Raw genomic sequence first — 21,304 nt, forward strand, 5'->3', positions numbered from 1 at the left:
GATATATATACCAATAGCAATGGGTACATAGTGCATCGGCATAGTGGACAAGATAAAACCGAAACACAAAATGCCAATCAATGAACCGACCAGAAACTTTGGAAGCAGTGACCATTGCACATATTTTAAGGAGAACATCATTCGAGAGCCGTTACTTGCGAGTTGAGTGATGCCATGAATAGGAATGATCAAGCTTGGGCTTAAAAAGGCAGGAAGGACGGCAATCAATAACATGCCACCACCAAAGCCAATCACACCTGCAATAACAGAAGTAATAAAAGAGATAATCCCTAAAACATAGTCAATATGCACATGCAGCCCTTAGTATTTTTCTTATAATAAGGCCCTATCATTTGTATTTTTCACTTGCTCTGAAAAGGCCTTTAACTCATCCCGCGTGGAACGAGGATGCACTCTTTTAGTCGAAGCGGGTTGGTGCGAGAGGCTTAGCCCCTGACGTATTGCGAGCTTAGAGCGGATAGGTCTAGACGTAAATTCCCCGCACAATTGGGTCCGATTCACTCGATGGTATTATAAAAAACGGGCTCTGCTTTTTCGTACATATTGAGCAGTTTTTTAGGTAACATTTCGCCCGTTCTAGGTGGGCCAAGTAATACGATGAGTGCTTGAATATGTGCATCAAGATCAGATTGGCTTTGCCATTGCTCGTAAAGCACAAACTCGTTTGGGCTGTCTATTCGTTGATTAAAAGAATAATAAACACAGCCTCTCCGACGTCTCGACTCTTTTGTTAGCAGTGAAGCTATCTGCTTAAATTCTTCAATGTATGCTGGTTTTATTGTTGCGTTGATTAATACAGTGATCATGTTTCTACTCCCATTCGACCGATAAATACCCTTACCGCCCGTTGCTTGTGATGCTAAATGATAGCAAGTACATTAAATATGTGATTTTTTATTAAGCAGGAAAATGAGTAGCAATAAAAAACAGCGCTCTCACTTACAAATCAAGCCCAATATCACCATCAGAATGACCAAAGAATCGCCCGATTAATCGAACTAGATAAGCGATTGCTCGAAAGGGTAGCTCAACAACAAACTCTATTAACTCATACCAGAGGCTGTCCGATGCTTTCTCTTTTGGCCAAACATAATGTATTGATATGTAACCGCTTAATAATATGATTATTTTAATCCAATCAAAACCATTAACCAACAAGTCATACACTAAATAGGAGCTGATAGAAAAATAAACACTGACATAAAAACACGAAACTCATTCATTATGAAAGCCCTGTAATTATTAAAAATCGACAATAGAGAGCGCTAACTAGCTAAACACACATTTTAAAATTAGACTTGGCTACTTAACAATTTATCACTATTCGACAACCCTAAACGCTGATATAACGTATGAGCATCATCGGTAACTAAAAGTTGCAGTTTAGTCTTCCAACGTTTGTCATTAACCACCACTTGCGTTAACCACTTACCCAATCCTTTCTGTCTAAAATCCGGGTTAATAATCACATCGGCGATATAGGCGACCGATGCAAAATCAGTCACGACTCGCGCAAAACCAATTTGTTGTTCAGCGTTGAAAAGCGAGAAGCAGACACTATTCTCAATGGATATTTTAATATCCTCAATACTCCTTTCACTTGCCCAATAAGAACCTCGTAATAAGGACTCAACTTTATCTAGTTGAACCTTGTCTCGTTCATCATAAATGCTGTATTCATTTTTTTCGTATTTCATTAGAATCCTAATCAAACATCCCGCGATTAACGGAATAACATTGAGATTTAAAATAGGCGAGAGTGCTAAGCAACAAGAAGCTTAAATAATTAGAAGCTTAAATTGCTCTTAGGATCTTCACCAAAACGATTTTTTTGCGCATCGCCATTAAGCATTAAGAAAACAAAGCCCACAATAGGTACAATTATCCACCAGCCACTTCTGTCTGTATCGTGCATACGGCGCACTGCAACCGCAATACTTGGAAGAAAAATGGTCAAAGCATATAAACTAGGAATATAACTTAAATCCGCACCAATAATATTGGCTAAAATCGCACTTACCACCCCTACAACAATGGCAAAAATGATGTTAAATAGAAAGAACATCCAATATTCCTTTCTACGCGCTCTGCCCTTAAATACGGCATAATGTTGAATAACCTTAAAATACCAATCCATATAAACTCCCACTAAAATAGTAAATAAATTTAATTCGTTTTACCTACTCATAAAAAAGAAAAATAACAGTGCTGAACACAGCTACCTTTAATGGTTAAGAAGTAGTAAACGAACCATTACCACTGCGAATTAACAATTAAAAGTTGATTTATTTGTTAGGTAAGAATACTTAATTTACATTATTAATCAACATTTTAAATGCATTAATAAGTAGTTAATAGGCAGTTAATAGACAGTTAATATTTTCATTGGAACCCGACAAAAATAACCAAGCTGTATTTTGATAGGTAACTGAAATACAGTAAACGCGAGAACTCTACTTAGTTTTAAAGAAGTATCTGTTACTGAAAGAGCAACGCGAAAGCCTTTTATAATTTAACTAACACCCCTTAATATTTTCTTTAACATCACCTAAAAACATCAGCCCTGCCCTTCTTTTGCTTTTATTAACGCTTGTACTATATTGAAATAGAAAGATAAAAATTAAAGATTTTATACATATCATGCAAATAAAAAAGGACGCCACGATGAATGAAACTGCGCTCATTTCCCGCCTAAATGAATTGCCACGCCTCAAGCAAGTTCTGCAAGAGTTATTAGAAATGGTGAATCAAGATGATGTCGATTTTGGTAAACTATCAGACAAAATGATACAAGATCAAATCCTCTCCGCACGGTTACTCCGAATGGCAAACTCAGCACATTTTGGTGGAGGAAAAAGTATTTCATCAATTAACGACGCTATTATCCGTGTAGGCAGTGGGCCGGTACGCACATTAGTTGTTGCCTCTGTACTTTCTGGTGCTTTCCCTAAATTAAAAACGCTGAACCTTAAAGAGTACTGGGCAAATACATTTGAAGTGGCAACCATTGCGAGCAAAATTGGTGCTAAAGCAGGACTTGATCCTAGTGAAGTATTTACAACATCAGTACTGCACAATATTGGCGAGTTGATGATTCATTCACTGATCCCTGAAGGTGCATTGGAAATAGAAAACCGTGTTGAAGCAGGTGAAAATAGATTCGATGTTCAGCAAGCACTACTAACAACATCCTCTCCTGTACTCGGTGCAAAATTAGCTAAGCAATGGAAGTTTCCAGATGAAATGGTCGATGCCATTCTCAACTTTAACGACCCAAGCCAAGCGCATGCCTCCCCCAAATTGGCCTCTACTATTCATCTAGCGCGTGCGATACATGATGTGTGGGATGACTTTGAAAATGAAGAGCAGAAATCATTATTTATTGCCCAGCATACAAGCGCACAGGCACTCGACATTTCAGGTCTATTTTTTGAAACTGTCGACAAAGTACGTGGTAATGGTCGTGAATTAGCAGAAAAATTAGCGTAAAAATCAACAGAAAAACAAAAGGTAAGATAACTTAAACGTAACTACTCAGCACCCTGACAAAACGTGTACTTTTCATACTAAAATAGACAGTAACTGCTCAGGACTAAGCTATTTATGCTTAGTTCAAGGCGAAAAAGCGCAGTTTAGTCGTTTAAATGAGCATTTTTAACGATGAAATAGGCTTAAATAGCGACGCCCTGAATAGTTACACTTAAACTATGAATACTAATAACCATCATAGGTAAATAACTAGATAGCTAAGCAGACAGGTAAGTAGATAGTAAGTTGATAGGTGATAGTAGATAGATATAAAAGAAGCTTTAATAAAAAGGGTTAGCATTATGCTAACCCTTTTTATGGATGTTGATTTTACTTATTAAACAAGACTGGTTAGCACTGCATCTGAGTATTCATTAGCTGTACGATAAATCTGCTTAATACTAAATCTTAAACTTGGCGATAATGTCAGTTAACTGTTGATTGACACCCTCAATGCGGCTTATTTCTTCAACCACTTGTTTTCCATTTTTATCTAACTCGCCCACAATATCGTTAATCGCAGTCATGTTTTTACTCACTTCTTGAGTCACACTGCTTTGCTCTTCAGCGGCAGCGGCCACTTGCGTGCTTAGGTCATTAATCTCTGACACAATACCCGTCATCGCATCTAAACTTGTCGCAACTTGACCCGTACTACCGGCTGCTTGTTGACAACGATCTTTGGTAATACCCATTGCATCAACCACAGATTGATTACCTTTAAGCAAAAGAGATAACGCCTCTTCAATCTCTTCAGTGCTTGATTTTGTACGGCTTGCAAGACTACGTACTTCATCTGCAACAACCGCAAAACCGCGTCCTTGTTCGCCAGCACGCGCAGCTTCAATAGCCGCATTAAGTGCTAATAAGTTTGTTTGCTCAGCGATACCACCGATGACACTTAAAATAGAATTAATACCTTCTGTTTTACTGCTCATCTCACTGACACTTTGTACCGATCTTTCAACATCTGAAACCAACTCTGCCACTGTATTTTGTGCTTCGCTAACAATCAGCATTGATTCCTGGCCCGCATTGTTTGCGTTATGGATAAGTTGTGCAGTATTAGCAATATCACCGGCAATAGAATCAGCCGTGGCATTCAATTCTTCAATCGCAGTAACTACCTGCTCTGTTTCTTGAACATGACCATCTAATATTTGCGTATTACGATCCGATTGCTCTTTCAGACTATATACATTGTAATTTAAGGCATTGGTTGCTTCTTTAATTTGCAACATCATCGCCTGTAAGCTGGCGATAAAACGATTAATACCGTCTGCAATTTGGCCTAAATCATCATTTTAGCTTACGTTAAGACGTTGTGTTAAATCACCATTACCTTGAGAAAGGCCAATGATAGTCTCTTTTAATGCCAATATTGGACGGTAAATAATGTGCAGTAAAAAGAAAGCTAATAGCACACTAATAAGTGTTGCTAGCACAGTGCTAATAATGGCATTTTGTTTCGCTTCTCTGAGACTTGCATAAGCAATTTCAGTATCAAGCCCAATCGCGTAGTACCATTCTTTATTCGCTACAGTAATACGATGTGAAAAAATCAGTTTTTCCACGCCATTTAATTGATAAGACTGAACATTACTTTCTTGACTAACAGCGTCTTGTACAGCGTCTCTAAACCAAGTATGTTTTGTTGCTAAGGTTGCACTTTCAACCACTTTACTCGACGACGCTAATACTGTTGTATCATGAGTCATGATTAAAGCGACTGAACCCGGCAATACAGCAGCGTCTAGCACTAATTCGCTTAAGAAATCCAATTTCATATCAACAGAAATCATGCCATTTTTGATGCGATGTACCAAACTCACCCAATAAACCGTTGCCACATAAGGTTCTGTCATTGCGCTACTTGAACTTACGCGGGCTAAGCGATAATAAGAGGCATTATTAATATTACCGATATATTTATGTTCAGGATAATCTTTACTGGTTTGGTTCCAATATCCATCACCATTTTCAAAACCAATCACTGAGCTATTAAGATTCATTGAATAAGCAATCGTATTTGATAACTTCACAAATTCTTCCGTTGTGCCTTTGTCGCTAAGATCATTATATAAAGCAGCAATACGCGCTAAACCTAATGCTTTTTCAGATAATTGATTTTCTATCTGCTCGGCTTGCAGACGTACTCTCTCGCTATTTTCATTAATCACTAGCGTTTTCAATGCTTCCGCTTGATTAATATAAGAAACGTAGCTTGTTATTGATACCGATAATCCGACCAAAAGAATGATCGAAATAAGCAGTAAATTTTTAAATCCAAATTACTTCATGAAAATTTTTCCTTTGTACCCGTTAAGGTTGTGTTGATTTTTACAGCGCTAATCGAGTAACCCGTCGCTATAAAATAAATTTATTTATGTGGCTTACCATGTTTTATCGACAACTCACTATCAATAAAACAATGCAGAATATGTACGTGCGTCACTTACCAACGCACATATTTACTGATGCTGTAAATACAATTTGAGCTGTTATACGACTACGAGGTAGAGTATTTTTTTCTTTTACAGATGCGACGTTCTTTTTTTAATTCTCTTAACTTTTCTTTTAAATGTTTGCTCTTCACTTCAGCGTGCGATCTTTTAATCTCTCTTTCCGTCTTAGTAATTTTAGAATCCAGGTTATTACAGGTATATCGCGTGGCTTTAAAGTCATTACTGGCAATAGCAACGGCAGGTAAAACAGAAATACAAAGAACAAATACCACTTTTTTAAACATAACAAACCCATTTATTATTAAAATAAAACTACTTTTTGAAGAAAGAATTGCTGTCACCCAATTAGATGTTCATCATTCATTCATGATTAATTTACGCGCCAAGCTTACCGACTTAAGATATTTAATCAACACTTATCATTCAGTGTACGCATTTATATTATCTTCTTCGCTCGCGTCGGTAAATAAATCAGAGACTTGAAGCCTATCTCGAAACCTATAACAAGCCCCAAAATAACAAAAAACAGTTGTAAGACTAACAATAACATCGACTTTATATTTGAATCTAAGCTTGTTTAAATGATTAACATGTACTGAAGCGCGCTTTCTTTACTAAAAATTATCGTTAAAATATTGTTAATTTTTATGATCAACTAATATATAGTCGCACGCATTAAAAATTAACCTCTATTGTCTTAAAAAACATCAGGTTACTGGTTATAGTAACAGTATGACCTCCCCCTTAGCATCACAGGAAAAATTATGCATACAAAATGGTTTAAACGTTGCTTGTTATTAATAAGCTTATCGACACTTATGGCCCCATTCAGCATGTCATTCGCTACAACAGAAGAGCAAACTGGAACAGCGTTAGAAGCACAAACAAATCAAGCTGAACAACTTTTACAGCGTTACCAGCGTCAACAAGCCCATATCGATAACATCAATAATCATAAAGACGATCTCTCAACATTAGAGCAAGAAGCGTTAAACTACCGATTGTTTTCCCGCTACCTTAATGCTTTTGAAACACTGAATACTCTCTCAAAATATTTAATTGAAGAGCAGAAAAGTGGTCATAAAAACCCGACTGTCATGGCCGAAATTGAAAAAATTATTCATGGAAATACTGACAACCTCAAAAAAGCGAACAGTAAAATACACAAAAAATTTAATGCAGATTATGCAGAACAAGAGAAGTACAGCACCGAAGGATTGCATTTATACATTCAATATTTAACACTTCAAGACAGCATATATAGCGCAATGACGCAGCAAGTCACTAATCAACAAGCCTTAGGCTTTGAAGTTGGCGAGACTAAAAAGCAATTAATTGCACAGCTTTATAATCGTGCAGAGTCATTCTCTGGCATGGTTGAATTGGTCATAAAAAAACGTGAAGAGCTGAATATATTAATCGGCTTAAAAGCGGATAACCAAGCGTTAAAAGATACACTTGCCGTGATCACTGAGCAGTTAGTTGTTTCTCGTGTTAGCTTTAGCCTTACGGTTGAATTACTTCACCAACTAGACTTTGATGCTTCTTTTTACCAGCAAACGCTATTAAAACTAGGCGGTCAAATCACCACGGATTTACTCGATGTGAGTATTTTAAGTGGCATGGTAAACCGTTTTGTCATGCAAATTTCTGAATACCTTATTGAGCATGGTGGCGAATGGATATTTAAGATTCTACTGCTTATTGCTATCTATTATGTGTTCCGCTCGTTAGCAAAATTAGCGACAAAAGTGCTCACCAAAAGCCTTAACTCAAGCAACATTAATTTATCTTCATTAATGAAAAAGATGATTATTTCATCGGCTAGCCGTTTAATCATGATACTGGGTGTGTTTATCGCACTCGCGCAGTTGGGTATTTCTCTTGCGCCAATCTTAGCCGGTTTAGGTGTCGCTGGTTTCATTATTGGTTTTGCATTACAAGATACATTAAGTAACTTTGCATCGGGCATGATGATATTAATTTATCGCCCTTATGATGTTGGCGATTTAGTCGAAGTGGGTGGTGGTGTTTTTGGTAAAGTTGAAAGCATGAACTTAGTATCAACCACGATTTTAACTATCGATAACCAAACACTGGTTATTCCAAACAGTAAAATTTGGGGTGATGTTATTAAGAATGTGACCTCGCAAAAATTACGTCGTGTTGATTTAGTGTTTGGTATTGGTTATTCAGACGATATTGAGAAAACAGAAGCCGTATTAACAGAGTTAGTATTGGCTCACCCACTGGTATTAAAAGATCCAGAGCCCGTCATCAGACTACATGTATTAAACGAATCCTCGGTAGACTTTGTGGTAAGACCTTGGGTGAAAACCGAAGATTACTGGGATGTATATTGGGACTTAACGCGTCAAGTTAAAATGCGCTTTGATCAAGATGGTATTACGATTCCTTTCCCACAACGCGATGTTCATTTTTACCCAGTGGCAGCGCCAACAGAATAAGAGTACGGCCATATTAACGCCTCCGTAAGATAAAAATAGCAACGATCACCTTTATCGTTGCTATTTTCCCCATCTATTATTCACAGCCCCTGAGTAAAATCACTGAACACTTGTCCAGAAAGAAGCAATGAATAAACATTTTTTACTCGATTAAAATCAGAGCATTGACTGAACGTAACTTACAGCGGCCAAAAAAATCGCTGTTTGGGTTTCTGCATCGCACCTAATTTTTGATAAAATTCAATTGCAAGAATATTGTCTATCGGTGTTTGCCATTGAATGCGACTTATTGTGTTGTCTATTGCATAGGTTTTCAATGTTTCCATTAGTTTTAAACCTAAACCCAGCCCTCTCGCCTCTTCACTCAAGTACAAGCAACCAAGATATAAATACCAATCCATATCCCAGGTAGAGAACTGCTTTATCATCGGCATATAACCTACGACCTTGGTATTGATACAAACAACAAACAGACTGATAGGCAGTGTTTTTAAGTTAGCCAATAACTTATGTTGTTTAGAAATTTCAAGATGATGACCTTCATATAATGCATGTTCTGTCATCATTAATAATAACGATGCTTGGTCTTGTTCGGTGGCAATACGAATACAATAATCCATCTTAAACCCTTATTGTTTTACTCAAGTAATGGGCGGAAAAAGCGACGTTGATAACGCTTAATACATTGTGTTTGTTGTGCATAATCAAAAGCTACAATACATGCTTTGTCTTCAAAAGAACGATGCCGATAGCGCTCATAAGTGGCCAAGCTAGGAAAATTAAACAAAGCGAATGCGATATCGTTAGCTCCCTCCGAAGGTAAAAAGTATCCTAAATGTTGCCCCCCGAAATTATTCACCAGTGGAACCCAGAGACGGGCATAATGTTCAAACTCTTTGAGTTTATTTGCATCAACAACATATTCGATATAACAAGTAATCATATTAGGCCCCAGTCTTTCCAAGTAAAAGGTGGCAGTATTAGTCATCTGCCATGATGCATTCAGAGCTTATATTTGCACTTCTGTTATACGACGATTAACCGGGTATCGTTCAAAGTCTTCCCAATAATGAATACCACCAATCATCTCTTTTACAGCAAAACCTAAAGTCGAAATTTTTAATCCTGCTTTTGTTGCACCATTGCAGCCCGGACCCCAACAATAAACAACAAACAGCGTGTCTTTACTGTATTTTGCGAATGAGTCACTATTAATTTCACTGTGTGGCATACTGACTGCGCTAATTGCATGGCTTTTATCAAACGCTTCTTGAGAGCGAACATCTAATAAGATGTAGTTTTGCGTGTTTTCTTTAATGTCTGCGTAAACATCCGAACAATCAGTTTCACACGCCAATTTTGTAGTAAAAAAGTCGTTTGCTTGTTGAGTAGGTGCAGCTGGGTAATTGAATGCATTTGAATTATTTAACATAAATACTCCTGGTATATTAAGTGTTGTAAGTGTCCGTCTTTGGTTGAGTAAATTTAGCGTGATGGGTGGGAATTAAAAATTCATAATTACTGAAGGCCGTGTTCAGCATAAATGAACTGTGAAATAAGCAAACTGAGATACTATCTCGCTTTTATAAAAAACAAGCTGAATTGGCGATGAATAAGACGCCATTTAATTGAAATAGTTTAAGGAGTTTACTTTGGAATTTTATCACTTACGTTCTTTTGTGGCGGTTGCGCAAACAGGAAATTTAACGCAAGCAGCAAAACGTTTATATACCACTCCCCCCGCTATCAGCGCGCACATTAAAATGCTTGAAGAAGAACTCTCTACTCTTTTATTTATACGCTCTAGCAAAGGTATGTCTTTGACCGACAAAGGCCAATTATTGCTTAAAAAAGCACAAGTAACGCTCGATAGCGCGGTTGATTTAGTCAACCTAGCGGCTGATAAGCAACATGAAATAATGGGCACATTTCATCTAGGTATTAACTTAACCGCCAAGCAAGCCAGGCTTCCTGCATTAGCAAAAAACATCCAACACAACTGCCCGGGTATAAACTTGGATATCCACTCGCAATCCACGGGAAAAACCATCACCGACATTAGGAATAAACAATTGTGTGGCGGTTATATTTTTGGTGATGTGCCCGACGACTTTCTAGGGTTCGCGGTTATGCAACAACTTATAACCACCGTCGCCCCAACAACATTTGATTGCAGTAAAATATTAACAAAAACAGACCTTTGTTCGCATCAATGGATAATGATGGGAGACTATTGCCCTTTTGATTGTTTTTTAAAAAAGAAGCTAGGCAACGATATTCCTTCAGTGATGAAAACGAGCGATGATGGCACACGATTAGCACTGGTAAAAAGTGGTCTAGGATTAAGCTTACTTGAAAAAGAAGAAGCGCTTGAGGCTGAAAAAAATGCAACAGTGCAAATATTACCTGAACTCGACTTTACTACGACGCTATATTTTGTGATTGCTAAAAATAGAGCCAATGAACCCGTTATCAAAGCGTTAATGCAAGAAATTAGAGTATTGTGGGGGATCGCATTATAATACCAATTCCACTAAATAACTGATCAATCTTGCTGGTTAAAAGAAGCGATTTCCGCGTTGTAAGTTTTGTAAAGGGAACAACCATTAAATTAATGGAATTGGTATAAGCAAAACCTTACCAAAGCAACTTCACACTCATCGCGATAGAAACCGTCACCATTAAAGGACGTATAAACTTAGCCCCATGGGTCAACACCATTTTTGATCCCAGCGTTGCGCCTAAGGCTTGTCCAATCAACATCACACCGCCTACCATCCACAAAACTTGCCCTGTGATAGCAAAGCTAATTAGCGCAGCAATATTACTGGCGAAGTTAAGCACCTTTGCGTGTGCAGTGGCTTTAATTAAGTTAAAACCTCCTAATGATACAAAAGCTAAAGTCAGAAAGCTTCCGGTGCCAGGGCCAAAGAAACCATCGTAAAAACCCAGGGTAAGCGCAATAGTGAAAGCAAAAATAGTCGGCGATAAAATCTGTTTTCTACTTTTCTCATCACTCATGTTTTTAGCAAACAAAAAATAAGCGCCAATCGCTAAAATTAAAAACGGTAACGCAGAGGCGAGCAAGCTTGCATCTACCTTTTGCACCACAACAGTACCGATAATTGATCCTAAAAATGCGCAAGCAAAGGGTAACTTTATCTCATCCAACTTAACCACCCCTTTGCGCACAAAATACCAACTAGCAAAAAAACTCCCACCGCAAGCTTGTAACTTATTAGTCGCTAATACTACGGTTGGGGGAAGGCCTGCCCAGAGTAAAATAGGGATACTCAACAAACCGCCCCCACCTGCTATTGCGTTAATAAAACCAGCGATAACAGCCACTAAAAACAATACAAAAACAGTCAACAATGATAAGTCAGAAAAGAGTGCTAAAAGCATAATAGGGTATCTGGTAGAGGATGAATGTCACTATTAAATCCAATTTACAAGCACAGTACAAAGGAGTAATCTTCCAGTTAAAGTGAGAATAACTCACACAAAAAAGAAACAGTTAACCATGAATAATTTACCCCCATTAAATTCATTACGTACTTTTGAGTCAGCGGCCCGACATCTCAGTTTCACCTTAGCCGCCAAAGAGCTTTTTGTAACCCATGGTGCGGTCAGTAAACAGATAAAAACCTTAGAGCAATACTTGGATTTACCGCTGTTTATTCGCTTACATCGAAAGCTACAATTAACCGATGAAGCAAAACAATATTTACCTAAAATTCAAGCCGCATTACAAAGTATTAATAGCGCCACTATCGCGTTACAAGAGCAACCGTTACGCTTACAACGTCTGGCTATTAACGTATTACCGAGCTTGAGTATTAGTTGGTTAATTCCACGATTAGAGCAGTTTAAATCAAGCCATAAAAACCTTTATGTTGATTTATCGATAGGTGATGGCGCGGTAGATTTTGCTCAGAACAGCTACGATATTGTTATTCGCAGTGCCACTACTAAACCACAGGGCTGTAATGCGATTAAACTCATGGATGAGGATCTCTGTTTGGTCTGTTCGCCTACATTAGCCAAACAAATGAAGTGCCTTGATGATATTAATAACATGACCTTACTAAAACATACATTGCGTCCAACCATGTGGCAACAATGGTCCAATACGGTTGGGCAAGTTATTACCACCGAGAAAAAATTTGGTATGGAGCATTTTTACATGCTCAGCCAAGCAGCCGTGAGTAGTATGGGTATCGCGCTCATTCCACGCTTTTTTATTGAACAGCAACTCAGTGACGGTTCATTGGTCTTACCCTTTGACAAGCCCTACACTAGCCCCTATAGCTATTATTTATTAACCCAACAATCAGCGAATCATGCGACTAAAGTACAGTTATTCATTGATTGGATGTTAGTTTTGTTTGCCCCCTATCGAAATGATGAAAACCAAAGGAGATAAAAGACAGAAAATCATTAATGACACTGGTATGAATATTGCTTATTAAATAGTGATATTTTAACTGGACACTCACAATGAACTCATCTTTATCGACACCTATCAACACGCCAACCAATACACCGGTCAGTGTGTTAAATAACAGCGCAAATACACAAGAAGCAAAAGCGAGTCAACAGGTAACGGAGAGCACGCCGGCACCCGCAAAACAAAACAGTAAAGCCGATACGTCAGATTCAGTGAGTTTTTCAAATCGTGCCGTTAAAATTCAAAGCATCGCATCTGAGTTTTTCTCAGGCGGCGGTTTATCCATCGCGGATATTCCACGTTATGTGCAACGATTAGAAAGTGATGGTTTCTTGACAGAACAGCAGGCGGAAAAACTCGGCGCTTCAAAGGCAGTCAGTTCAAATGAAATCACCGAGGCGTCCGCTAAAGTCATTAATTTTTTAGATGATTTTAAATCAACCGTGTCTGATAGCGAAGGTAATGATTCTTTAATCGCACTATTAGATAAAACAAAAAATGCCATCGAAGGTTTAGGGTCAATGAGCAGTAAAACAACGGCGACGAATCTAAAAATGATCGATATGGAGCTTAAAGATTATCTAAAAAGTGACCAAGCTAAACAGTGGTCAACGCAAGATCTCGATTCCCTAGAGCAAATTTCAGGGCTGCTTTCAGTCGCCAATGATCTCAACTACAGCCCATCAAACTCAAAAGCCACTAACCGTTATATGCAATTTTCAGGTCGCTAAATTATTAACGGCACTGATATAAGCTTTAATTTGTGTATATGAAATGCCACCGACCAATAGAACAACAATCCAAACATAAATAGGCCAAGCCTGCACCGCAGGAAAATCCAGTTTATAAAAATAAAGGACTAACGCAACAAGCAAAGACCAAGGCACGACTAGCGTTAATTTAAATGCACTCTTGTTGCGCTTTAACAGCGCCCTTAATACTGGACTATAACGACGATATCCTGATTCAATGGTCACATTCGGTGTTGCCCCATCACGTAACTGCCATTTGTTGTCAGCAATGTCATGCACCGTTAAAAAATGCCGAGGCAACTGTGCGACAATATGGTTAATGTCACTAGTGGTTGCATTAAATGTCGAGCAAGGCACCGATTTTATCGGTAAGTTGATACCTAATAAAAAACTCGCCTTAGGGGCTAAGCGCCATAAAATAGCCTCACTAAGATATAAGCCTAAGTAGATAAATAATATTATTTCCCATGATAAAACCATTCAATCAATACCCTTGTTTAAAATGTGGTGTAAAGCGCGAGCATTATAATGATTTCAGTGCTAATTAATAGCAAAGTTTAAGGCCATTTTTTATCTGTTAATCTGTCAATAACGCAGCGCTGTTTTTATCCCCTACGAATTTCACTTTTAATGATTCCCCCCCGCTAAATTCAGAACAAAAATCACACTATCATCATATAAAAAATAAACTAACCAGCATAACCTGTATGTTTATTACAAATATTGACCAACAAATGATGCTGTAACTGATAATTTTTTACCTTACAAAACACTTTAAGCTGTGTTAATGTCATTTCAAAACATAGCCTTACAATTAAATCAGTCGAGTTGCTTTTCACTAAACACTTAGTTAGCGCAACGTGTTTGAGCGCAATAAAATTAGCATTTAAAAGTAAACGACATTAATCGTTCTTTATTGGAACAATAAATTGATTTGTTTATTTAATAGAAACACAATAATTCTGATAAACGCGCGTTTTTCACATGCAAAAAAATCAGTCATTTTATTCATCTTTTTACTTATGTATTTACTTACTAGATTCACTTATAGATTTACTTATAAATTCACTTATAAAATGTCGCGTTTCATTTCCCTTTAATACGCACATTTTTATGAGTCAAAAACTGACTTAACATACAAGCAAGGGCGATAATGAAACATTTTCTGATCACACTATTCTTACTCTTAAATTTATTTAATGCGATTTCACTTAGCGCTCATCCCCTGCATTTTGCGCTATTTTCACCTCGAGACACACAAGATGCTTTCTGGCAGCCCGCCGAGGAATTTGCTAAACAAACCGCCCTGCAACTCAATATTAAACTTTCCATTTGGCATACTAAAGGGTCCAAAGTAGGCATGTTTAAGTTGCTAGAAAAAGCTCAAAAAAACAATGTCGATGCGGTCATTTTCCCTAACGTGGGTAAGCTCGCATTACAAATGATCAAAGAAGCTGAACAGCAAAAGATGCCCCTACTGTTACTTAATGCCGATTTAAGAGATGACGACATCGTACTCGCTGGTAAACCGCAACAAAAATACAAATATTGGCTAGCAAGCCTGATGCCTAATGATCATCAGGCAGGACGCTTATTAGGTAAACATTTAATTGAGCAAGCGAGAGATAAAAATTTAGTCGATAAAAATGGCGTTGTACAGATTATCGCGATTAACGGCGCCATTGCAGACACGCCAGCACAACAACGTTTAGCTGGCTTACAAAAAGCAATCGAAGAAGACGGCAACAGTAAATTAATACGTATCAGTTACGCTTATTGGCTACAAAAAAGCGCACAGTATAAAGCGGCTCATTTAGCACAACGTTACCCAGAAACGAGCGTTTTTTGGACAGCCAGCGATATGATGACAATCGGTGTTGAAAAAGCCTTAGCTGAGCTTGGCTTAATACAAGGTAAAGATTATTTAACCGGGGGGGTTGATTGGTCTCGAGAAGGGTTAGTTGCCATTAAAAAAAATCAAATGAGTACTTCAGTAGGTGGCCATTTTATGGACGCAGCATGGGCGGTGATCATGTTATATGATCACTTTAACGGCTTGCCATTAAACGCGTCATCTTTTTACCAGTTTCAATCTCCCATGTCATTAATTTCGAGTGCAGACATCGATCTCTTATTGCCTCACCTTACATTACATGACTGGAAGAGCATCAATTTCAGATTACGTTCTAAAACACTTAATACACAATTACAACACTATGATTTTTCATCCGCATCAGTATTAGACGAACTAAGAAAAACGCAATAATAACGATAGCGATAAGAATAAGAATAAGAACAAGAGTAAGAGTAAGAGTAAGAGTAACGGCCGGTGAATTAATGCTGTACGCTTAATCACAGTGGCCATTATTCACAGTAAAAGACAGCGAGACTTTATTTTTAACACGCTAAAGAACACTGTGCATTAACAATATAGACCCTATAAAAAGAGGTGACTCGCCCTACTTTCTATCAGAATGAAGCGCTAATAATTTTTTAACATCTATCAATTCAAAATTATTCTCAACTAAAAAATCTTTAAAACGTGGCGAGGTGATCATATCCAGATCATCCTGACGGCATTTAGCAGGCCAACGATAACCCCCTTCCGCGGGATCAGATAACGCACGCTGTGAAGCTTCATCTAACGCACAGTGAGAAATAATATGATAAATACCAGCCTCATATTGGCTTAATCGCTCGGTGACTTGTTGGTAACTTTTTTGAGTAATTTCAAAAGCATCATCAAAATACGTTAATGCCCCATTCCTAGCCGATAAGTGTAAATAAGACCATATTCCGCCGCCACACTTTCAACGACATCGGTTAATTCACGGTATTTTTCTGCATTAGGGAAGGTTAACGGTGGCAACATGTGAGTTTCGACATGTGTGGGTATAATGCCCGCTTTAATCACCCTCTCAATTTGAGCACGATATTCAGCTCTAACTTCTTCCATATCAAGCTGCGTTAGCAACTCAGGCTAGTCTTTTAAAAAATAACCTAATTCATCAACCAAAGACGGGGCATTTGTTATCGGCGAATAAGACATGTTGCTCCATTCACAGGTTAATGTGAGGTGCACACCGATATCAAACTGATGCTCTTTACTTAAACGTACCGCTTCTAGAAACCAAGGAGTGGTTGCCATAAAGTTAGTGCTTTTTTAAGATGCAATGCGTAAAACCTTTCAATATGCCTTGGTTAACACTGTGTGTGACACCAAAATCATCACTGGTAACAAGTAGGTATTTTTTATTCATGAAATGCTTCCCATAATTAATGTGTCACGATAATAACAAAATTAAAAACAGCCGTGTTTTTTATTATCCAACAGTCAAAAAACACGTTTTTAAGCACCTTATTTAGTGAATAATAACTATTATTATTCACTAAATAGTTTGAATTAATTACATTTAAAATGTCTTTAATTATTGCCCTCTTTAACAATTTCCTCGTTCAGTAAAAGCAATGTCGATACCTGCTCAATACAAATAACTTGTTAATTTAATAGGTCTAATTTTTCATATCAGTCATGGAAATTAAATTTAAATGTATTACGCCACTACAGAGCGCCCCCCTTTGCCCCTTTGATAGCTTAATCTTCACCTAACCACTGGTGACATTTTGAGCGATCAGTCCTATTCTCAAAATGATTCTAATACTATTGGGAGTTAGTCATGAAAGGCAATCAGAAGGTTATCGACAGTTTCAATCACTTATTAGCAAATGAACTGGCCGCTATTGATCAATATTTTATTCATTCACGTATGTACGATGATTGGGGATTAAATGAGCTCTATGAGCGTCTTGAACATGAGCGCGAAGAAGAAACAGAACATGCCGATTTTTTAATTAAACGTATGTTATTTTTGGAAGGAAAACCAAATCTAGTAAAACGTCGTGATCTGCTTATTGGCAATGACGTCAAAGAGATGATGGAAAACGATTTAGTGTTAGAAATGGAGGTTGTTGTGGCATTACGTGAAGTCATTAGCGTCTGTGAGCAAGAGCATGATTATCAATCCAGAGAAATTTTAGAAAAATTACTCTTTGATACCGAAGAAGATCATGTTTATTGGTTAGAGCAACAAATTGGCTTGATCGGAAAAATTGGTATAGAGAACTACATTCAATCAAAAATGGGTGCGAGTAATCCAGCAACTTAACCAGCAAAGGGGTCGGTCATGAAGAGCAATAAAGATGTTATCAAGCAACTAAATACCGTGTTGGGTAATGAGTTAGTTGCCATTAACCAATATTTTTTACATGCAAGAATGCATAAAAACTGGGGATTTGAAGCACTCAACAAAGCGGATTATAAACGTTCGATTAAAGTGATGAAAAATGCAGATGAGCTGATCGAACGCGTCTTATTTTTAGAAGGTTTACCTAATGTTCAGTTATTGGGTCGCTTGCGTATTGGCCAGCACTGTGAAGAGATGTTACAAGCAAACCTCGATTTCGAAATGGAATCACGCACTGTATTAGTGAATGCGATAACACATTGTGAGAATGTACAAGACTATGTGAGTCGCGATTTATTGGAAGATATTTTAGAAGCGCAGGAAGAGCAAATTGATTGGATAGAAGCACAACAATATTTAATTGAAAAAGCAGGTATACAAAACTATTTACAAGAAAAAATGTAATCTGGTTTCACTTAGCATGTAAATCTTCTGTATAGCAAAGCTATCCTAATTGGTTATGCAGAATTTTTATTTTTTTAAGTGAGTTGCGTGGCTAAATCATAACGCTCAGAGGCCATCGCTAATGTGCTTTTAGCAAACTGCATACAACGTCCACATTGATTTGCTACATTCAATTGCTCGCGTAATTGTTGCATAGAATTCACGCCTTGGCCCACTGCGGTTTCAATGTCTTCTTCTGTAATACCGTGGCAGATACATACAAACATAACTTTCCTATTAATCTCAATATCTCTCATTGCTATTATTAGCAATTAGCAGGGAGCGGTTGCACAAACAATAACAGAAATGATAATCACTATCAAACCTGAGTGTGGTTATTTATCGTTACTTTCACTGCCCCGGTTAGTCACTTTGATGGTCAAAAATAATAAACCGCATGATAAACAAACACTTAATTTATAAATACGCTTTATCCTTCAACTTATTATTTGAGGCGCTTAGCAGTGCTCGTTTGCCTTAAAAAGATAAACCCCGTAACATTCTATTTATACCCATAAAACGATTGATTTAGTTCAACAAGAGAATATAAATATGAACAACGAAGCAGATATCATCAGTACCCTAGAAGAGTTAGAACGCTTTTTAATTTCAGTTGAAAATGGCGGATTAGGCTTAACCAATGTAGAAGGTGTCGCGATGGCAACAAACAATAAAGATGGTCGCCGTTTTGTCGCCGTATTAGACGATAAACAGCAGTTAGTCTTGTCGCGTTGGATCACTGAAGAAGTATTTCAAACAGGTCAAGATAGAGTACGTAACGGCCCAGGTCGCTGCATTAACTAATATCAGTATTAATGATCACAAAAGAGTGATGCCTTATTATTTGAATCCCAGTTTAAATAATAGATATCCTGCATCACTTTATCCTCCTTGTTTAAAACCCGCCCTAATAGCAAAATTTAAATAATAAGCTCTCATATTTTATTGTTCAGTCCCCTCTTTATTAACACTTTACCCCCGTTAAAAAAGCCTCCTTTTTTAACAAGTCGTTACGGGCTTTATCAAAAAATCAAAACAGCGCTAATAAAATGAGAGTAATAATGAATAAGATATAGCTCTTTAGTGATAGCCAACTGTTGATTTAGACGTCTAGATGGCTTACCATCAAAATGCAAATAAAGGTTAGTGTCATTATCATTGGGTATTGATTAAAACCTAAACAACATTATTTCAGGATATCCGATGATAACAATAAACAATGTTAACAAAGTCTTTTATCAAGGTGACAAAGCGATCCATGCACTTTCAGAGATTAACCTCAGCATTGCTGAAGGCAGTATTTTTGGTGTCATTGGTTCATCGGGTGCCGGTAAAAGTACGTTAATCCGCTGCGTTAATTTATTAGAGCGACCAACAAGTGGCCAAGTGATTGTTGATGGCACCGATTTAACCGCCCTTTCAAAACAAGATTTAACCCAAGCTCGCCGAAAAATAGGCATGATTTTCCAGCATTTTAATTTGTTATCTTCACGTACTGTGTTTCACAATGTTGCTTTGCCGTTAGAATTGGCCGGATTAAGCAAAAAAGACATCAAAGCGAAAGTGGAAGGATTATTAACATTAGTGGGTTTAGCAGACAAACGTGATACCTACCCTGCAAATTTAAGTGGCGGTCAAAAGCAACGTGTCGCGATTGCACGTGCATTAGCCTCTGACCCAAAAGTATTATTGTGTGATGAAGCAACCAGTGCGTTAGACCCTGCCACGACACAATCTATCTTAGCGCTATTACGTAAAATTAATAAAGAGTTGAACCTGACCATTTTGTTAATTACCCATGAAATGGCAGTGGTAAAAGGCATTTGTGAAGAAGTCGCGATTATCGGTGACGGTAAGCTGGTTGAAAACGGGAAAGTAGGTGATATTTTTGCCCATCCTAAAACGGCATTAGCCCGTGACTTTATTCGTTCAACACTCGACCTGACAATTCCTGAAGATTATCAAGCTCGCTTACAACCAACACAAATTGAAAACAGCTTCCCGCTGATTCGTTTAGAGTTCACGGGCGCTTCCGTTGACTCACCTGTGATTAGCCACGTTGCACGCGAGTTTAATATTGATATCAGCATTCTGAGTTCAAATATGGATTATGTTGGTGGGGTTAAATTTGGCCTCATGCTAGCAGAATTTTTAGGACCCAATGACGCGGCCGAGCAAGCCATTCAATATCTAAAAGATAATAAAGTAGAATTAGAGGTACTTGGTTATGTCGCTTAATGCATTAACCCTTTGGTGGTCTGAAAACACACGATTAATCGAACTATTATGGGATTCTTTAGGGCAAACCTTAGCCATGGTATTTAGCTCTGGTTTTATCGGTTTTGCACTGGGTATTCCCCTTGGCGTGTTATTACACCTGAGTAAGAAAAATGGTTTATTAGAAAACGTCGCTTTCAATAAAATCCTCGGCATCGTGGTGAATGTGGGCCGTTCAGTACCCTTCATTATTTTGCTGGTTGCCCTTATTCCGGTAACACGTTTTCTTGTTGGCACCTCGATTGGCACCGCTGCAGCTGTTGTGCCTCTTACTATTGGCGCAATTCCGTTTATTGCCCGTTTAGTTGAAGGTGCGTTATTAGAAGTACCCTCTGGCTTAGTGGAAGCCGCACAAGCGATGGGCGCGAAACCGCTACAAATTATTATGAAAGTGCTATTACCAGAAGCGTTGCCAGGCATTATTAATGCAGTGACGATAACTTTAGTAACACTCGTGGGTTACTCGGCAATGGCCGGTACAGTTGGTGGTGGCGGTTTAGGTGATGTTGGTATTCGTTATGGTTACCAACGTTTCGATGGCACGGTAATGATGATTACTGTGGTTATCTTAGTATTGTTAGTACAAATTATTCAATCTGTTGGTGATCACTTAGTTAAACGCGTTGATCATCGTTAATTTTTAAACACACTTACT

24 protein-coding genes and 1 pseudogene are annotated in these 21,304 nt (G+C 37.9%); 11 read left to right on the forward strand and 14 right to left on the reverse strand.

Features of this window, described 5'->3' with window-relative positions; genetic code table 11:
* From CXF74_RS14270 to CXF74_RS14290, 4 genes are all read right to left on the reverse strand, one after another.
* Positions 1 to 312, reverse strand: a 312-nt coding sequence (locus CXF74_RS14270) for a TSUP family transporter (protein ID WP_198552866.1), incomplete at its 3' end; no start/stop codon positions are given.
* A gap of 206 nt (positions 313 to 518) precedes the next feature.
* On the reverse strand, positions 519 to 827 hold the full coding sequence (locus tag CXF74_RS14275; protein ID WP_101083206.1) for a putative quinol monooxygenase: 309 nt from the start codon (positions 825 to 827) through the stop codon (positions 519 to 521).
* Between the two features lie 486 nt (positions 828 to 1,313).
* The gene (locus CXF74_RS14285) at positions 1,314 to 1,718 is read right to left on the reverse strand and encodes a GNAT family N-acetyltransferase (RefSeq protein ID WP_101083208.1); all 405 of its coding nucleotides are present in this window, start codon (positions 1,716 to 1,718) and stop codon (positions 1,314 to 1,316) included.
* Positions 1,719 to 1,807: 89 nt separating this feature from the next.
* Positions 1,808 to 2,158, reverse strand: coding sequence for a DUF805 domain-containing protein (locus tag CXF74_RS14290; RefSeq protein WP_101083209.1), 351 nt, complete (start codon positions 2,156 to 2,158; stop codon positions 1,808 to 1,810).
* A gap of 527 nt (positions 2,159 to 2,685) precedes the next feature.
* Between CXF74_RS14290 and CXF74_RS14295 the strand changes: the two genes are divergently transcribed.
* Positions 2,686 to 3,510: an HDOD domain-containing protein gene (locus tag CXF74_RS14295; protein ID WP_101083210.1), complete on the forward strand. Its 825-nt coding sequence runs from the start codon at positions 2,686 to 2,688 to the stop codon at positions 3,508 to 3,510.
* A gap of 440 nt (positions 3,511 to 3,950) precedes the next feature.
* On the opposite strand, the gene CXF74_RS22580 is transcribed toward CXF74_RS14295, so the two are convergent.
* The 3 genes from CXF74_RS22580 to CXF74_RS14305 all read right to left on the reverse strand — a co-directional run bounded on the left by CXF74_RS22580 (position 3,951) and on the right by CXF74_RS14305 (position 6,298).
* Positions 3,951 to 4,793, reverse strand: a complete 843-nt coding sequence (locus tag CXF74_RS22580; protein ID WP_232772532.1) for a methyl-accepting chemotaxis protein — start codon at positions 4,791 to 4,793, stop codon at positions 3,951 to 3,953.
* A gap of 60 nt (positions 4,794 to 4,853) precedes the next feature.
* Positions 4,854 to 5,741, reverse strand: coding sequence for a cache domain-containing protein (locus tag CXF74_RS22585; RefSeq protein WP_232772533.1), 888 nt, complete (start codon positions 5,739 to 5,741; stop codon positions 4,854 to 4,856).
* A gap of 317 nt (positions 5,742 to 6,058) precedes the next feature.
* Positions 6,059 to 6,298 (reverse strand): hypothetical protein, encoded by a 240-nt coding sequence (locus CXF74_RS14305; RefSeq protein WP_101083211.1) that lies wholly within the window; start codon positions 6,296 to 6,298, stop codon positions 6,059 to 6,061.
* A gap of 480 nt (positions 6,299 to 6,778) precedes the next feature.
* On the opposite strand from CXF74_RS14305, the gene CXF74_RS14310 reads away from it, so the two are divergent.
* On the forward strand, positions 6,779 to 8,482 hold the full coding sequence (locus CXF74_RS14310) for a mechanosensitive ion channel family protein (RefSeq protein WP_101083212.1): 1,704 nt from the start codon (positions 6,779 to 6,781) through the stop codon (positions 8,480 to 8,482).
* 179 nt (positions 8,483 to 8,661) lie between these two features.
* Here CXF74_RS14310 and CXF74_RS14315 read toward each other — a convergent pair whose 3' ends face one another.
* The 3 genes from CXF74_RS14315 to CXF74_RS14325 all read right to left on the reverse strand — a co-directional run bounded on the left by CXF74_RS14315 (position 8,662) and on the right by CXF74_RS14325 (position 9,914).
* A complete protein-coding gene (locus CXF74_RS14315) occupies positions 8,662 to 9,102 on the reverse strand; it encodes a GNAT family N-acetyltransferase (RefSeq protein ID WP_101083213.1) in 441 nt (146 codons plus the stop codon).
* 17 nt (positions 9,103 to 9,119) lie between these two features.
* Complete coding sequence (locus CXF74_RS14320; protein WP_101083214.1) at positions 9,120 to 9,425, reverse strand: NIPSNAP family protein; 306 nt, start codon at positions 9,423 to 9,425, stop codon at positions 9,120 to 9,122.
* A 66-nt stretch (positions 9,426 to 9,491) separates the two neighbouring features.
* Positions 9,492 to 9,914 (reverse strand): rhodanese-like domain-containing protein, encoded by a 423-nt coding sequence (locus tag CXF74_RS14325; RefSeq protein ID WP_101083215.1) that lies wholly within the window; start codon positions 9,912 to 9,914, stop codon positions 9,492 to 9,494.
* A 220-nt stretch (positions 9,915 to 10,134) separates the two neighbouring features.
* Here CXF74_RS14325 and CXF74_RS14330 point away from each other — a divergent pair, with 220 nt between their 5' ends.
* Positions 10,135 to 11,004, forward strand: coding sequence for a LysR family transcriptional regulator (locus CXF74_RS14330; RefSeq protein ID WP_101083216.1), 870 nt, complete (start codon positions 10,135 to 10,137; stop codon positions 11,002 to 11,004).
* A gap of 115 nt (positions 11,005 to 11,119) precedes the next feature.
* Here the strand turns inward: CXF74_RS14330 and CXF74_RS14335 are convergent, their stop codons facing one another.
* Complete coding sequence (locus tag CXF74_RS14335) at positions 11,120 to 11,887, reverse strand: TSUP family transporter (RefSeq protein ID WP_101083217.1); 768 nt, start codon at positions 11,885 to 11,887, stop codon at positions 11,120 to 11,122.
* 118 nt (positions 11,888 to 12,005) lie between these two features.
* Here CXF74_RS14335 and gcvA point away from each other — a divergent pair, with 118 nt between their 5' ends.
* Together gcvA and CXF74_RS14345 are read left to right on the forward strand one after the other, a co-directional pair.
* Entirely contained in the window at positions 12,006 to 12,908 is a 903-nt protein-coding gene (gcvA, locus tag CXF74_RS14340) for a transcriptional regulator GcvA (protein WP_101083218.1), read from the forward strand.
* Between the two features lie 74 nt (positions 12,909 to 12,982).
* The gene (locus tag CXF74_RS14345) at positions 12,983 to 13,663 is read left to right on the forward strand and encodes a hypothetical protein (protein WP_101083219.1); all 681 of its coding nucleotides are present in this window, start codon (positions 12,983 to 12,985) and stop codon (positions 13,661 to 13,663) included.
* Here CXF74_RS14345 and CXF74_RS14350 read toward each other — a convergent pair.
* A complete protein-coding gene (locus tag CXF74_RS14350) occupies positions 13,652 to 14,164 on the reverse strand; it encodes a hypothetical protein (RefSeq protein WP_101083220.1) in 513 nt (170 codons plus the stop codon). The two genes, CXF74_RS14345 and CXF74_RS14350, sit on opposite strands and share 12 nt — an antisense overlap.
* 673 nt (positions 14,165 to 14,837) lie before the next feature.
* On the opposite strand from CXF74_RS14350, the gene CXF74_RS14355 reads away from it, so the two are divergent.
* The gene (locus CXF74_RS14355) at positions 14,838 to 15,950 is read left to right on the forward strand and encodes an ABC transporter substrate-binding protein (protein ID WP_101083221.1); all 1,113 of its coding nucleotides are present in this window, start codon (positions 14,838 to 14,840) and stop codon (positions 15,948 to 15,950) included.
* A 486-nt stretch (positions 15,951 to 16,436) separates the two neighbouring features.
* On the opposite strand, the pseudogene CXF74_RS22590 reads toward CXF74_RS14355, so the two are convergent.
* A pseudogene (locus tag CXF74_RS22590) lies at positions 16,437 to 16,832 on the reverse strand (ChbG/HpnK family deacetylase).
* 529 nt (positions 16,833 to 17,361) lie between these two features.
* Here CXF74_RS22590 and bfr (CXF74_RS14370) point away from each other — a divergent pair.
* Positions 17,362 to 17,850 (forward strand): bacterioferritin, encoded by a 489-nt coding sequence (bfr, locus tag CXF74_RS14370; protein ID WP_101083224.1) that lies wholly within the window; start codon positions 17,362 to 17,364, stop codon positions 17,848 to 17,850.
* 18 nt (positions 17,851 to 17,868) lie between these two features.
* Positions 17,869 to 18,333 carry a bacterioferritin gene (gene bfr, locus CXF74_RS14375; protein ID WP_101083225.1) on the forward strand — a complete coding sequence of 155 codons (465 nt, stop codon included), beginning with the start codon at positions 17,869 to 17,871 and terminating at the stop codon, positions 18,331 to 18,333.
* Between the two features lie 74 nt (positions 18,334 to 18,407).
* On the opposite strand, the gene CXF74_RS14380 is transcribed toward bfr (CXF74_RS14375), so the two are convergent.
* Entirely contained in the window at positions 18,408 to 18,599 is a 192-nt protein-coding gene (locus CXF74_RS14380; protein ID WP_101083226.1) for a (2Fe-2S)-binding protein, read from the reverse strand.
* 325 nt (positions 18,600 to 18,924) lie between these two features.
* Here CXF74_RS14380 and CXF74_RS14385 point away from each other — a divergent pair, with 325 nt between their 5' ends.
* The 3 genes from CXF74_RS14385 (at position 18,925) to CXF74_RS14395 (ending at position 21,286) form a co-directional block, all read left to right on the forward strand.
* Positions 18,925 to 19,176 (forward strand): hypothetical protein, encoded by a 252-nt coding sequence (locus CXF74_RS14385; protein ID WP_101083227.1) that lies wholly within the window; start codon positions 18,925 to 18,927, stop codon positions 19,174 to 19,176.
* Positions 19,177 to 19,575: 399 nt separating this feature from the next.
* Positions 19,576 to 20,610, forward strand: coding sequence for a methionine ABC transporter ATP-binding protein MetN (gene metN, locus CXF74_RS14390; protein WP_101083228.1), 1,035 nt, complete (start codon positions 19,576 to 19,578; stop codon positions 20,608 to 20,610).
* Positions 20,600 to 21,286: a methionine ABC transporter permease gene (locus CXF74_RS14395; protein ID WP_101083229.1), complete on the forward strand. Its 687-nt coding sequence runs from the start codon at positions 20,600 to 20,602 to the stop codon at positions 21,284 to 21,286. The genes metN and CXF74_RS14395 overlap by 11 nt, the downstream gene beginning before the upstream one ends.
* The last annotated feature ends 18 nt before the right edge of the window (positions 21,287 to 21,304 follow it).

Source organism: Psychromonas sp. Urea-02u-13, assembly GCF_002835995.1.
In the GTDB taxonomy this organism is placed as follows: Bacteria; Pseudomonadota; Gammaproteobacteria; order Enterobacterales; family Psychromonadaceae; genus Psychromonas.

Excerpts from the sequence above, each read along its gene's own strand:
- CXF74_RS14275 (WP_101083206.1), bottom strand. The coding sequence starts at position 827 with ATGATCACTGTATTAATCAACGCAACAATAAAACCAGCATACATTGAA.
- CXF74_RS14285 (WP_101083208.1), bottom strand. The coding sequence starts at position 1,718 with ATGAAATACGAAAAAAATGAATACAGCATTTATGATGAACGAGACAAG.
- CXF74_RS14290 (WP_101083209.1), bottom strand. The coding sequence starts at position 2,158 with ATGGATTGGTATTTTAAGGTTATTCAACATTATGCCGTATTTAAGGGC.
- CXF74_RS14295 (WP_101083210.1), top strand. The coding sequence starts at position 2,686 with ATGAATGAAACTGCGCTCATTTCCCGCCTAAATGAATTGCCACGCCTC.
- CXF74_RS22580 (WP_232772532.1), bottom strand. The coding sequence starts at position 4,793 with ATGATGTTGCAAATTAAAGAAGCAACCAATGCCTTAAATTACAATGTA.
- CXF74_RS14305 (WP_101083211.1), bottom strand. The coding sequence starts at position 6,298 with ATGTTTAAAAAAGTGGTATTTGTTCTTTGTATTTCTGTTTTACCTGCC.
- CXF74_RS14310 (WP_101083212.1), top strand. The coding sequence starts at position 6,779 with ATGCATACAAAATGGTTTAAACGTTGCTTGTTATTAATAAGCTTATCG.
- CXF74_RS14315 (WP_101083213.1), bottom strand. The coding sequence starts at position 9,102 with ATGGATTATTGTATTCGTATTGCCACCGAACAAGACCAAGCATCGTTA.
- CXF74_RS14320 (WP_101083214.1), bottom strand. The coding sequence starts at position 9,425 with ATGATTACTTGTTATATCGAATATGTTGTTGATGCAAATAAACTCAAA.
- CXF74_RS14325 (WP_101083215.1), bottom strand. The coding sequence starts at position 9,914 with ATGTTAAATAATTCAAATGCATTCAATTACCCAGCTGCACCTACTCAA.
- CXF74_RS14335 (WP_101083217.1), bottom strand. The coding sequence starts at position 11,887 with ATGCTTTTAGCACTCTTTTCTGACTTATCATTGTTGACTGTTTTTGTA.
- gcvA (WP_101083218.1), top strand. The coding sequence starts at position 12,006 with ATGAATAATTTACCCCCATTAAATTCATTACGTACTTTTGAGTCAGCG.
- CXF74_RS14345 (WP_101083219.1), top strand. The coding sequence starts at position 12,983 with ATGAACTCATCTTTATCGACACCTATCAACACGCCAACCAATACACCG.
- CXF74_RS14350 (WP_101083220.1), bottom strand. The coding sequence starts at position 14,164 with ATGGTTTTATCATGGGAAATAATATTATTTATCTACTTAGGCTTATAT.
- CXF74_RS14355 (WP_101083221.1), top strand. The coding sequence starts at position 14,838 with ATGAAACATTTTCTGATCACACTATTCTTACTCTTAAATTTATTTAAT.
- bfr (WP_101083224.1), top strand. The coding sequence starts at position 17,362 with ATGAAAGGCAATCAGAAGGTTATCGACAGTTTCAATCACTTATTAGCA.
- bfr (WP_101083225.1), top strand. The coding sequence starts at position 17,869 with ATGAAGAGCAATAAAGATGTTATCAAGCAACTAAATACCGTGTTGGGT.
- CXF74_RS14380 (WP_101083226.1), bottom strand. The coding sequence starts at position 18,599 with ATGTTTGTATGTATCTGCCACGGTATTACAGAAGAAGACATTGAAACC.
- CXF74_RS14385 (WP_101083227.1), top strand. The coding sequence starts at position 18,925 with ATGAACAACGAAGCAGATATCATCAGTACCCTAGAAGAGTTAGAACGC.
- metN (WP_101083228.1), top strand. The coding sequence starts at position 19,576 with ATGATAACAATAAACAATGTTAACAAAGTCTTTTATCAAGGTGACAAA.
- CXF74_RS14395 (WP_101083229.1), top strand. The coding sequence starts at position 20,600 with ATGTCGCTTAATGCATTAACCCTTTGGTGGTCTGAAAACACACGATTA.